The sequence below is a fragment of the Portibacter marinus genome, from assembly GCF_021533195.1.
GTDB classification, from domain to species: Bacteria; Bacteroidota; Bacteroidia; order Chitinophagales; family Saprospiraceae; genus Portibacter; species Portibacter marinus.
Map to the genome: position 1 here is coordinate 83,836 of NZ_JAJNKB010000009.1, position 13,244 is coordinate 97,079.

Annotated in this window: 13 protein-coding genes; 1 reads left to right on the top strand and 12 read right to left on the bottom strand. The window is 37.8% G+C overall.

The features are described from left to right. Positions 1-56 precede the first annotated feature (56 nt). The 7 genes from L2567_RS17470 to L2567_RS17500 form a co-directional block, all read right to left on the bottom strand. Positions 57-1,751, bottom strand: coding sequence for a phage tail sheath family protein (locus L2567_RS17470; protein WP_235299106.1), 1,695 nt, complete (start codon positions 1,749-1,751; stop codon positions 57-59). Between the two features lie 37 nt (positions 1,752-1,788). Continuing rightward, complete coding sequence (locus L2567_RS17475) at positions 1,789-2,724, bottom strand: hypothetical protein (protein WP_235299107.1); 936 nt, start codon at positions 2,722-2,724, stop codon at positions 1,789-1,791. Between the two features lie 130 nt (positions 2,725-2,854). Then, positions 2,855-3,376 carry a DUF4255 domain-containing protein gene (locus tag L2567_RS17480; RefSeq protein WP_235299109.1) on the bottom strand — a complete coding sequence of 174 codons (522 nt, stop codon included), beginning with the start codon at positions 3,374-3,376 and terminating at the stop codon, positions 2,855-2,857. A gap of 5 nt (positions 3,377-3,381) precedes the next feature. Beyond that, a complete protein-coding gene (locus L2567_RS17485; RefSeq protein ID WP_235299110.1) occupies positions 3,382-3,660 on the bottom strand; it encodes a hypothetical protein in 279 nt (92 codons plus the stop codon). A gap of 6 nt (positions 3,661-3,666) precedes the next feature. Beyond that, positions 3,667-5,274, bottom strand: a complete 1,608-nt coding sequence (locus tag L2567_RS17490; protein ID WP_235299111.1) for a hypothetical protein — start codon at positions 5,272-5,274, stop codon at positions 3,667-3,669. After that, a complete protein-coding gene (locus tag L2567_RS17495; protein WP_235299112.1) occupies positions 5,252-6,823 on the bottom strand; it encodes a hypothetical protein in 1,572 nt (523 codons plus the stop codon). The genes L2567_RS17490 and L2567_RS17495 overlap by 23 nt, the downstream gene beginning before the upstream one ends. Positions 6,824-7,072: 249 nt before the next feature. Further along, positions 7,073-8,512 (bottom strand): M23 family metallopeptidase, encoded by a 1,440-nt coding sequence (locus L2567_RS17500; protein ID WP_235299113.1) that lies wholly within the window; start codon positions 8,510-8,512, stop codon positions 7,073-7,075. Between the two features lie 149 nt (positions 8,513-8,661). Here L2567_RS17500 and L2567_RS17505 point away from each other — a divergent pair, with 149 nt between their 5' ends. After that, positions 8,662-9,060, top strand: a complete 399-nt coding sequence (locus L2567_RS17505) for a 5-fold beta-flower protein (protein ID WP_235299114.1) — start codon at positions 8,662-8,664, stop codon at positions 9,058-9,060. A 60-nt stretch (positions 9,061-9,120) separates the two neighbouring features. Here the strand turns inward: L2567_RS17505 and L2567_RS17510 are convergent, their stop codons facing one another. From L2567_RS17510 to L2567_RS17530, 5 genes are all read right to left on the bottom strand, one after another. Then, a complete protein-coding gene (locus L2567_RS17510) occupies positions 9,121-9,510 on the bottom strand; it encodes a hypothetical protein (protein ID WP_235299115.1) in 390 nt (129 codons plus the stop codon). Positions 9,511-9,513: 3 nt separating this feature from the next. Next, on the bottom strand, positions 9,514-11,049 hold the full coding sequence (locus L2567_RS17515) for an eCIS core domain-containing protein (RefSeq protein ID WP_235299116.1): 1,536 nt from the start codon (positions 11,047-11,049) through the stop codon (positions 9,514-9,516). A 16-nt stretch (positions 11,050-11,065) separates the two neighbouring features. Next, a complete protein-coding gene (locus L2567_RS17520) occupies positions 11,066-11,410 on the bottom strand; it encodes a hypothetical protein (protein ID WP_235299117.1) in 345 nt (114 codons plus the stop codon). 63 nt (positions 11,411-11,473) lie between these two features. After that, positions 11,474-12,490: a WG repeat-containing protein gene (locus L2567_RS17525; RefSeq protein WP_235299118.1), complete on the bottom strand. Its 1,017-nt coding sequence runs from the start codon at positions 12,488-12,490 to the stop codon at positions 11,474-11,476. Beyond that, the gene (locus L2567_RS17530; protein ID WP_235299119.1) at positions 12,490-13,212 is read right to left on the bottom strand and encodes a hypothetical protein; all 723 of its coding nucleotides are present in this window, start codon (positions 13,210-13,212) and stop codon (positions 12,490-12,492) included. Before L2567_RS17530 ends, L2567_RS17525 begins: the two co-directional genes overlap by 1 nt. Positions 13,213-13,244 lie beyond the last annotated feature (32 nt).

Below are 13,244 nucleotides of genomic sequence, written 5' to 3' on the forward strand. Positions count from 1 at the left end.
TAAATTTTTTTAATAATTAATACGATCAAATTAGCTTCTAATGAAGCTATAGAAGATTACTCTTCAGCTGCGCCATCTTCGCCACCTTCTTCTTCGCCTTCTTCTTCACCTTCTTCTGCTCCTTCTTCTACCGGCTCTTGCATTCGTTGCTCAAATGTGATTTCAATGAATTCTGCAGGTCTGGCTACAGACAAGAAGACAGATATTCTCATGACACCATCTAGAATGTCTTCCGGAGTCATGGTATCGCCTAATCCTATCGCCACTTCATATGCTTCTGCTGGAGAAATACCCATCAACGCTCCTCTCTTCCACATAGAAGTCAAGAAGTTTTCAATAGCTATTCTAACCCTCATCCACGTCTGAGGTGTGTTAGGTTCAAAAATGTAGTTTTCAACAGCAGATTTAACAGATTGCTCAATCATAAGAATAGTTCTTCTTACATTGATGTACTTCCAATCTTGACTGTTTCCATCCAGGGTTCTTGCACCCCAAACTAATACTCCTTTACCGATAAAGCTTCTAATTGCATTGACGGCCTTACCGTTAATAGGTAAATTTAAGTCCTCTTGAATTGCTCCCGTAATGTTAAGAGTAGGTGATAATACCGAATTCAAACCTATGTTTGCCGGCGCCTTATGTACACCAATATTGTTGTCTACATTGGCATAAATACCAGCAATAGCACCACATGTTGGCATTACATTAGCACTTTCTCTTATTTCTCTCAATATCGCATTATAAGTAGGACTGATGGCTTTCAGGTTTTGATCTAGAACCTGACCGCTTCCTGATACACTCTTGAGTCTATCGATCTCAGCTTTCACCTCATTGAACTTCATCATTGCTCGGCTATCCACATTTTTTGTAGAAGAAGCAGATGACTTGGAACTTGATGATTTAGAACTTGAACCCGACGAACTCTTCGAGCTTGAAGAACTTTTTGATGATGATGATGAACTGGAAGATGAGGTTGAACTGGAACTTGCACTTGGTTGAGGTCCACCCAGATAGCGATATTCTGCTTCCTTTGTCAAAATTTTAACCAGTTCGTTCACATTGCTGATATTCTTGAACGATATCTCGCTGCCAGAAACTACTGTAGTATTAAGCCAAGGATAGTAAGCTGCGCCATAAGCTAAATTCTGATGACCAACTCCTTCTCTGAATTGGTTGATATTATCTTTGTCATCGTAAGATCTTGGTTCATTTCCGTTAGGAACATCAAAGATTGCAAATCTATCTCTGGTTTCGCGCCCACAGTGATTTAATATATCTCTGTAAAGTTCAAAACACTCTTTAGAGTCGAGATTGACTGCATCTGGACAAACCACTAAGCTTGGCTCTTGTTCTGCCACTAATACTTCAAGTCCTTCCTGAAGATTTTTCAGTTTAGAACCGCTTTGATAGTTACCTACGGAGACGATATAGCATGATCCTCCACCGTTAGAGTAGAATAATCTTAAGCTATTATATAAGTGGAAATTACTTTCCGGATCTAATTTTAAAGTATAGTCTTTTTCATCTTTTGCTTTGATAGAAAAAGAAACTTTAGGACCTTTTCCAAAGTAGTTGATAAACTCTTTAAAAGAATCAATCCTTGTAGGGGTATTTAAAAGAGATTCGTGACCTCTTTCAGCCTTTGCGGTATATCCAATAAATGCCGGTATTGCCGACGGTGCTTCAACCACTGAGCTACTGAAAGCATTATTCTCCCGAACGTAAACACCCGGGGTTGCTAATCTTGCCATAGTACGATTATTTGATTAAGTAAATAATAAAAATTTGTTATAAATAAATGTAAGTGGTGGAGTAAATTTTATTGGATTCCCTGTCCGGTTTCACGGATTTTATCTTTGGTTTTGGAATCTTAACTGATTTGCTTAACCACTTTGAGTTGTTCTTTATTTTCAATTCTAGTTTATCTGAGACATTTACCACTTCTTTTAATTCAATCGGTTCTTTTGATTCTATAGCAAATGCGTCTTCTCCATTGGTCAATGTTACTTTTTTCGGTTTAGAAAAAGCGATGTCCTTGCCATTATAGCTCACTTTGACTTCTTCTAATTTTAAGTCCACATTTTTATTCTCAGAAAGAATAAAATATTTCCAGAAAGTTTTGCGGGCATTGAGATTAATTACATACTCCTTATGATCTATTTTTCCGTCTGTGAAGAACTTGTTTTCTTTTGGCAGATCATTCAGGAATAAATCCATGATGCCCCACATAGGTTCTTTTATGTAGTCTATCACATAAAAGGACATTGAGGACTTTCCGTTAAGGATGGAATATTTTCCTTCGGAAAGATTTTTAAGTTTGACCAATGTATGATCCTCAACTTCTTGAGTCCAAAGGTCTTTCTTTAAATCGTTTTGTCTTACATCTACAAGTTTGGTACTTTTAATGACTTTGTCAAGTTTTATGGACTGATATTTATTATAAATTCTCAATGCCTGCTCCTCATTGACGTATTCTTTGTCGTGAATCAGCAGTTTAGCCCCATCTTTAGACGTGGACAAGTTCGTGAAGTAGTACATTTTGTTGTTATCTGAGAATGCCAGATCGGTGTAATTTAACAGATAGCTATTTTTGTTTCGAATGAGAAAGATCAGCTTTTGGTCTAGTTTAGCCTTTATCTTTTGAATCTTCTGAAACTTTTCCGTATTGCAAAACAGTGAAAAACCATTCGTTTCCGGCTTGAAGAACAAATGATAGTTCTTCATAATAATCTGAGTCTTATTAGTAGGAATAAACTCAAAGTCCCTACCAGATCCATCGTGGTAGAAGTTGTTTAAGCATTTTATTGTTAATAATTTATCCCACTTAAAACCGAGATTAACCCTTTGGTACATACTAATAGTCGTCTATAATTGAGCCGGAAACCGGTGGTACTTCATCATTAATTCTATCATCATCCATACTAATTGTTCTAAACCTGAATAGTACAGATGGCATGTATTTAGCCCCGAGACCAGCCCAAATGTTACTCATTTCTCTGAAGTCGACATTATGAAGTTCTGCTAAAATGGTATCTGATTCTATCACAAAGCTGGGATTAGCTTGAAAGAAGCCAATTACTCCAGACAGGAATTTTAGGGATTCAAAATAGTTGGTGAAATAAGCAGAAAATAGAACATATAAATTGACATGAATGGGCATATCTCCTGCTCCAGGTCCGCCACTCCCATAAGGATTAGAACCGTCCCTCTCGACATTGATCAGCGATACAATAATCTTATTTTCTTCTCTTACGGCAATAGATCCATCTTGAGCCAGGATATTCGATAGAATAACCGGGTCCTCGCTGGTATCAAATTTAGCATCCAGATAATCATTGAGCTCATCTGCGATGATAGGAATTACTTCATGGATCATTTCAACTAGTTTTTAGATTCATCGTGATAGATGTCTGGAATTATATAAGGTATCTGGGTTAAAATTCTTAAAATCAAGTATGCTGTAATCCTCATCAGATAGATGCCTGCTACGCCCAGCAAGATACCGTAAAGAATAAGCTTTATTTCGTCTCTGATCAGATACTGAGCTTCTGACATGATAAAAAAGATGGAAAGCACCATGCCTGCAGGTAGTATCCTGAACAAAAAAAGTTTGAACTCAGGAATAATATGCGGAACGATAGATCGAAACATCTTTTTCATACACCTCTATTTTACAATGTTTACATATTTCTTTGATCTCATCATCATCTTCTTAACCATAATATAAATGAAGAAGCACAGCATAATTAATAATCCAAGCCCCAGCAATAATATTCTGGCTCCTCCTATCCCGGTACAAATGATAAAAATCAGTATTGATACCAAAAAGAAAATTCTAAACCTGGTCCAATACTTATTAAATTTTGCCAATGAATTTCTGACCTCCCAGTACCTGAGTATCGAATACACAAATCCAATCGGTAAAAAGGCTGCTAAATAATAGGCAATGACCCAGCCGATCTTTTCTCGTTTTTCACCAAAATTATCAGCTATGGCAGCCCAGTTCTCCCCCCTGCGATTATCTGGATTAGAGTAGTAGCCTAAGGCATTAACTGCAAATCCCCGCATTCCCAAACTGTCAACTAAATAAATATATTTGGATGCCAATGAAGTCGAATCCTCAATAAGATAGGCAGATTGCGTTTCATTGTCAAGATAGTACGCCATCGTGTTGTCATTCTTATATTGAATCGTACCTGACCGACCTCTGATGTCTTTGTTAAACTTGTCAATGGTAATATATGGACTTCCTTCCTTCAAATTGTAGTTGTTGTTTTCATCACGTTTGAAAATAACCCCATACCATGGTAGTTCTACGATAAATTTATCCAGAATGACATCTTCATATCCAGGAACCATATAGTTGTTCAATGTGCCCTCAATACTGTAAGACGATTGCTTATCTATCGCTACCAAGGGTGAATAGGATCGCGAGTACTTTTCAAATCCATAACCTTGAATAATAAAGCGATCAACCATCGGTTCCAATAACTGTATAATTTCGAGCGGTATTAGGGACTCTTTCCTATATTTCGCAGGTACTTTCAAATAGATCAAATGATCCTGACCTAATTCATTTCTTAAGAAGGTTATAAAATCAACAAAGTCTTCATTATAAAAGCTGTTCTCGATCTGTAAATCGATCAAAATACCAGATCGATCAGCGGTGATATTGTAATCCTCACTTAATTCCAGGAAATAACTTTGTAAACTATCCTTTAAAGTCTGATGGACTTCTACGTCCTTTAAAAGGGTGTTGATGTATTGTCTTTGCTTTGCTTCTCTTCCATAGTCACCATAGTAGGTCAATTGAAGCAGAAAGTTGATTCGAGGTTGGTGATAATCAGCAGTTTGGATGATATTGAATTCATCTTTAGCTGTCTTATCTCTCACTTTTTTCTCAAACTGCGCTCTTAAACTGCTTCGATTTCTCGTATTTCCGGTCGTAGGATTAATGTCATATTCTCCAACCACAAGGGTGGTCAACAAATTAAAATAGTGGTCTTCAAATCTACCTTCATTAATCATCCAGGAAGGCTCAAATCCGATAACCTCATATTGTTGTTGTATGGCCATATCTATCAGGTCGGGTCCCTTGCCAGTATTCACAAGTCTTTTTCCGTATTTTTTGACTCTATTTTTCTTCAGGAAACGTTTTGAAATCCTGTCAAATACTGATTGTGACTGCAATGACTCAGTCGGTATACTCACCGCCATAAAAAGCGTAAGTAATGGAATTAAGAATCGTATATTAAAATTCTTTCTTCTCGACATCGATGGCAAAAAATTTAAAAAATACATTAACTGGTGTTGCTTTATTATTATTACAGGCGCAGAAATAGATGTCTCCATCATCTGCAGCCTTGCCGCTAATTCCATTGTCTGCTGTGATGAACTGAGCATTTCTGACCGGCTGATTAAGCTTGCTATATCGCTCGCCAGCCATAAATTTCAGCATGTTTTCCGTATCCACAATGGCATATTCTGCATCTTCATTCAAATATTCACTGTATCGGCGTTCATCGGGATAACTTGGATTTTTCCGTCCCAGTTCTGTCCCGCCGAATTTGCTGTAGATGTACTCTGCTGCAGCATCTGAAAATTCTGTACGATAAACCCTCTTGATTTCTTCACTATGAATGTCAAAAGCTTCTTCAGCATTCTCTCCCACGCCTACCCAGTAAAACCAGATATTAAAATTAGTAGGTTGAAGTGTGATGATCTCACATTTTCTATTTTCATTGTTGGCTGCAAAATTCAGCTCCGGCTCTAGCCTTAGTTCAATGTCATTAGGAATAGAAGTGACTTGGGTAATCACATTTTTTTTGTTCAGGGTTTCTTGCATTTCCTTCATGGTTTCCGCAATGGCTAGTGCAAGTTCTTCACTACTTTTATTGCCTTCAGCGATTAGCTTTGCGATGTCCATACCGGGATCACTTTCAGCTCCTTCAGCATCAGCATTACCAGAGTTGTCAAATAGATCTTCATTCTCACCTCCTGTGGAATTTTCAGAATTGGTGTTATTGACCATTTCTGAATAATCTACGGCACGTTCTCTATAGATACTTAAGTCTCTAAATAAGATATCATCGCGTGAAAGCAAGTCCCTCAGATTTAATAATGAAGTGCCTTCATCGTCATCATCCAGATAAAAATTAAAAGTATAGGTACCGTCGGAAGTGATGTCGATCACTGTAGAACCCCTAATGGACATGATTTTTGGTTGCTGAGTGATATTGAGTTTGAGAAAAGCAGCTTTTTTATCTGTACTGCTTATCGTTATTTTATCTCCTTCCGTGAGATAGTAAACCACTTTGAGTGCGTTGGCTTCACCTTCTTCAATTACAGCATTGGTGGCATGTAAAACTTCCTTAGACTCTCCTTCCTTCACACCTTCATAGTCTTGGATGTCAATTTTTAAAGAAAGATCTAAACTTCTTTCCTTTAAAATTCCGCTACCTCTACCGGTATATATGAAATCCACTCTGTATGTGCCTTCATACGCAGCAAGAAAATCTCTGCCTGACCGGTTAAAAGTTGCAATCACTTCCTCTTCCTGTTGGTTGAGGTCAATAATCTGTACTTCCAGATTCTTTAAATCCGCATTTCCTGAGTTCTTGCCATAAGAAACCGTCACAATATCTTGTTTTTCTAACTCCAGGACAAAACTTGCGGGGTAGTCTTTAGATACCTTAATAGAGGTGATGTTTATGAGATTGCCAGCATGAATATTGACAACACATAAAAGAAAAATGCAGGTAGAAAGTGTAGAATACACTGATAGCCTACGAATGTAATCCGTAAAGATTGATTTTATTTTCAATGATTGTTCTTTGGTTTATGTATTAGTGTTAACTAAATACGCTTCGAAGTTATAAAGAATATAATAGTATGTCAAACTTTTTTAGAGTGTTTATATGGAAATTTCGAAAATAGAAATACTTATACATCTAAACTTTTGAAGATAAAGCTGAAATGCAAATTTTGTTTCCTGTTTTAATCATTAAGATTGTAAATCGATTATCCTAAGTCACAAGGCCTCTTTTCATTTCCTTTTTAGTAGAAAAAGTAATCAGAAATAGTTTATTTCTTTAAGCCTTGCTTTAATGGGATTAATGTATTCATAGTAATCCTGAATTTCTCTGGAAGCGATTCTGCCACCTGTACCTGCATTTTCTTTTCTTGGGTCCTCTTGTTGATTGTTCTTCCAAAATCTATAACAAACGTGAGGTCCAGTGGAAAGACCAGTAGATCCCACATATCCGATGATATCACCTTGAAGAACCCGGGAACCTACTCTTAAGCTAGGTGCAAATTTTTGCATATGTAAATACTGAGTCTCATACACTTTATCGTGGCGCATTTTAACATAATTGCCATTATTTGATTTGAACTCTGCTTTGGTAATGATTCCGTCAGCCACCGCCTGAATAGGTGTCCCTTCTGGGGCGGCAAAGTCTGTACCCAAATGTTGTTTAGCATGTCCCGTCACTGGGTGAACACGAAGGCCATATCCAGAAGTAATGACGCCTCCATACTTAATAGGAGTAGCTAGAAATGATTTTTTCATGGATTGCCCAAGTTCAGAAAAGTAACCTTGTTGACCTTCATCATAATAAAAGGCGTAGATATCTTCGTCATCTTTCCTGAAATATAAAGCCTTGATTCGCTCTATTTTATTGGACTTCCCATTGACAAATTCTTCATCGTAAAGGACTTTGAACCTATCACCATCACTTACATCAAACAAATCCACGGACCAGGCCAGTATTTCCTCAATGGCAGAAATTAGTTTTAAGTTCAGATTGTTTTCGATAAATGTGTTGCCCAGCGTACCTTCTACAATTGCAGCTGTATGATTTTCACGGATTTCAATTTTTTTGTCTTTTTTGTCTATCGAAAGTGCCGTAGCATCTATCAGATAGAAATCGTAAGGTTCAGCCTTGGGCTCAATGATTAACATTTTGACATCTTCGGGCGCCCCCTCGGAATGACCAATAGTAATTTTGTCACCTGCTCGTAATCTTCTGATCGAGTACTTATTACCTTCTCCCTCCAAAGTCTTGACATCTGATCTGGGAATACCAATTTCTGTCATCAGTTCTCTCAAAGTCATATCACGTGACAGGATATCTTCTATTTTCTCAGTACCTGAAGGCAATTGATCTTTGATCAATGTCGCTGCTTCTTCACTATTAGTTTCAATCGCCATTTCATCCATTGATTCAAAATCATCATTAGAAAATAATGGCCACACTACAAAATAAATCAATGCAATCAATCCTAAAATAACACTTACAGTGACGCCTATCTTCAACCAGGGAATGGGTTTGACAAAATCGTCGTAATTGATTTGGGACTCATTGACCTCAGGCGAAACAGGGACCTTTTCGCTCAAATCATCATGATTCTCTTGATGCTCTTCGTGAAGAGGATAAGTCTTTTCTTCCACAGGTTCTGCGGCCTTTGCTTCACCTTTTCGTACAATTTTTATTTTTGGCCGATCGCTCATATAACTTCAATGGTATTTGTGATTATTTCAATCCAGCAAACCGAAATTTGAATTAGTGTAAAATGGGAAATCACCTCACTAAATTAATAAGTATGGTTAAAGATTGTTAATAAATTGACTAACTATCTGAAAAATTGCAACTTAGGAATATGAAAATTACCATGGTTTTATTAATAATAGCTGGTTTTAGTTTCCCTTGCATTTCACAATCGATATATCTTAATGGCAGCAATGTCGGTAAAATAGAATCAGATGGCGACGTTTATATCGGCAACGCCAGAGTAGGTGAGATAGAGGAAGATGGCGATGTTTATATCAATGGATCAAGAATAGGAGAGATAGAAGAAGACGGCGATGTATATCTCAATGGAAGACGAATTGGGAAAATAGAATCAGATGGCGACGTCTATCTAAATAATTCACGAATCGGAAAAGTGGAGAGCGACGGAGATATCTATAAAAATGGATCTCGGATCGGAAAAGCCAAAGGCATTAAGAAAGAATGGGCAGCAGCTGTATTCTTCTTTTTCGATTTCGGTTTATTATAACTTAGATTTCGTTGTATATTCATTAGAGTTAAGAAGTCATGCTACACCGTTCGCCATGATCTACTCCTTCACTCTGTTAATAAAAACGCGACCGATTCCAGGCGATTCTGGTTTTTCAAACTTTGCTATATGAAACTTATCATCATTCAGAATAATGGTATCTCCTTCTTTCGGAAAAATGAATTCCTTCATATCCACGTCAATTTGTACATTGACCTCCTTGCTTCCATTCACTTCTCTTTCTGCAATACCACCAAATAAAAGTTGAGCATTATTTATAGATATTGAACCTGTCTCTGATACCACGAAGTCGTATTGGCTATCCTGAGATGGCGCATCAGATTTAATACTTGGGTTTTCTGTTGTATGATCTTCCATCGTTTTATTTTTAAAGTAAAAAAAAATCCCTATTCCTATAACTGCTGATGCGATAATTAAAGTATTTCTCATCGATTAGTCTTTATTCGAATACTGGTCAAATAGGCCAAAGAATTGAGCCCATGTTAATACTGGCTGTGCAACCCTGGCACCTCGGATTCCGTTAGCTGCATCACCTTGTCCATGGGGATTCCTCAGTGTAATTGTCTCATCATTTGCACTTATAACCGTATATGCGTGTGGTGTTACTATACTATTTAATCTTGCAAAGGTTTGTAATTCTGCAGATGCATCTGTGATGTTAATTGCAGACGCTACGACGGGTACATTTTCATCCACCATCTCTATTATCCTTTCTTTTGCGGCTGCATTAGTATCATTGGAAATGACTCTTTCAGTATACCTTTCACCGGTAAGTACTTCTAATGCATCGGCTGATAAGCCTCCTTTACCGATCTGCGTATAACTACCTATCAATAAGGCGTATGCTTTCTCGATCAATTTCACCCAAAGTTCATTTTCATCTCCTGGCGCACTCCATGCATGTGCGGCGTTTGGTGGATTAGGATTGGCAGTATCTGTTGATCCTGCCGCGACCGGGAAAGTCGGATAGATGGTGACGTTATGTGGTCGAAGTTGCATATCTTCAAAGATCCATCCTACATCTTGCTCTGTGTAAAGTCTTACGGTGTAAGTACCATTAGAATTCTCTGTGATAGCATCTCTAAGTAGCCCAGGATTTGTATTTGCAATTGCTCCCAGTGAAGCCAGAAAGTAGCAATCACCAATGGATCCTTGCCTGATGTCATTAGGTGAAAATGAATGAGCATCTCCCTCTCCTCTTGAAGCTATGGGTCCTGTTTGAGTTTGTCCCAAAGTTTCCGGGAGTGATTTTTCTTCCCTTTGTACTATTTCACTGGAACTGACATTTGTATCCTGGCTTTTTGTTCCATTTTTATTTTCTGGAATGGAATTCTTAGCAGCTTTTTTCCCTTTAAGGTCGGCTTCATTTTCCAGGGAAACATCATCATTAATACTATGGCCTTTCATTTGTTTAGTGCCTGAGACTCTTCCAGCTCTTTGCTGAACAACGTGCGTTAATTCATGACCTAGTAGTTCCTGTCCGGACTGTGTTCCCGGATTATATTTTCCCGGTGCGAAATGGATATCATTTCCTTGAGTATATGCTTGTGCTCCTAATGAATCTGCATTTGATGAATTATTATGAATATTCACATTAGAAAAATCTGCACCAAAACTGGATTCCATCTTATTCTGAACTTCTTCCGGCATTTTTGTCTTAGAAGAAGTTTTCTGACTTTTATCTTCTGGTTTGAATGCTGCTTTTTTCATTTGTAATTCCTCCTCTTCCTCCTCGATATTTTTGGATTGAACCACACTTTTCATTTGGAGTTCTTCTTCCTCTTCGTCTTCTTTTCTTTGAAAAGGATCCTTTTTCATCTGGATGTGACCCGCTGAAGAATTGATATTTGATTTTTCAGCTGTAGGATTAAATTCCGGTACTGAAATGGCGTGTTCTGAATCTAGATGGTCAGCTGAATTGGTTTGCGTACTTTTTGTTTCTCGTAATGATTCTTTTGTGTCTTTCATTATTGAAAAAATATGGTTAAAGTTTAAAGGAAGGTTTTTCTGCACTTTTATCTGATAACTGAATGGACTCCTTCTTCTGTACAATAGGCATTTTGAAAGGTTCTGCAATTCCTTTACCCTGAATGATGTCTGTTCCGAAAAGCCTTGTACTTTCTGTCAGCGGATTATCGGCTGGTGAAGCAAGTACGAACTGGAAGGGACCTTCATCTTCTCTCTCTTTTTCTCCACCCATGTCTTCTTGTTGACCTTTTTCTGCTTGCAACTGCAAAGCCGGGGGATGGAGTGTCTCGGTTGCAGTCTCGAAATCTTGAGTATCTACTTCTGGGCTGGCGGTTTCAACATCCTTTTTCTGGATCGTCATATGGTCTTTTTGGTCACCCACTTGTTGGAATTTACTGTAAGATAATGTTTAATTGGTGGATTGTCAATTGGGTCGAAAATAAGGATTGTCATCTTCAGGATGGACAAAGTGATTTGCACGATCATATTTGGGGCTTAATACCCATTCTCCAGAGGCATCTATGTAACCTAACTTACGATTTTGCTGAGCAATGCAAAGTTCATTTTTAAATTCAAATGCTGCTTCAAAAGTAGGTGGAATCACCACTTCCCCTTCTTGATTTATAAATCCCACCTTACCTTCCAATTGGAAAGCCGCTTTTCCTTCCTTAAAAGCTCGTACCTGTTGAAACCTTGGCGCAATGGTTACCATGCCTGTTGAGTCTAAAAAGCCCCAAAGTCCTTTCTCTTTAAAAGCGCATTGACCTTCAGAGAAATTGCCCATATCCTGGAATATAGGTTGGACTATGACGTCTCCGACATCATTTATAAACCCAAATTTTTCATCTGATCGGACAACAGCAAATCTCTCATGAAAGTCAAAAATTTCTTTTTTTTGCGGCTCGATGAGCCATTGACCTGTCTGGTTGATAAAACCGATGTGCTTTTCTCGTATAATTTTCGCGATCCCACCCGAGAAACTGTGCAACACATCATTTGGCTTCATTAAAAATTCCCACTCTCCATTCGTATTGAGGTAACCTAAATTTCCCTTCTTTTTTGCTGCTGCCAGGTGGTCATTGAAAGGAAATATATGATCGAAACTCTGAATTTTCAAACTACCATTTACATCTATTACGCTATAATCATTTCCACTTTGAATGACAGATAGACCACAGGAAAAAAATGAGGGTTTCTCCATCCAAACAGGGAGGACATCACCTGCAACATTGACATATCTAAAATTACCACCGATGACCCCTTCAGGATTTTGAATTCTTTCACCACCCATGTTCGTGCAAGCCCATCCACTTGAGAAATTATCAGTAAAGCGGAATTCACCAATACTTTGTTTGCTGCCTTCTACATTGATAAAAAAAGCGCTTGGTCCTATTCGAACGGCTGCCAGCAAATTTTCAGGATTCGATGCGTTTTTCATCATCAAATCTCTATCATTTCATTTTGGCCATTTTTATTATCGTCCTTAATTAAATGGAATAGCTTCTCTTCATCTATTTGATCTACGGATCCGTTAACAATTTTGATAAAGAGTACCTTTTGCAGGTATTGCATTTTATTGATTAGATGGTCCGCATCCTCTTCAGAAGTAGCATCAAATCCAAATGTCATTTCATCCAGATTTTTACCTTCCAGAAATCCCTTGGGCCAGAAGCCGGCATACAGTGAATAATTATTATTATACTTACTGTGCATTTCTTCTAAAATGGCCCTGAGGGTCACAACAATTTGATGAAAAGGTCTGTCTGGGATTTCAAAAAAGTAGGTGTTCATCTTAACCGTACTCTTCGGGCTTCTTTTATCCAGATATTCACTCCATTCAGGTACCTCATTTCCAAATTTATGTTTGTAGTCAGTGTGGACAGAAGCTGAGGCGATATGCTTTAATTCCTTATTAGGAAATAAAGATTTATAATATTGACCAGCCTGATAGGAAAATTTTTCGTTAGGGTAGGCGTCATGATCAATTTTATTCGCTTCTTCGCTTTCTCGCTCATCATATGTTCCTTCGAACTCAATTTCAGGTTGTGCAGCAGGATGTGCAACAAAAAGGTATAGATTTTGTGATTTGTCGAAGTAAGCTTCCTTTACTGTGAATTCTTCAGAGTATTTGGCTTTTAGTGTTGAAGCAATCTCTTTTTTCATGTTTCGTTTTTGATTCTGATCAAGTGACAACT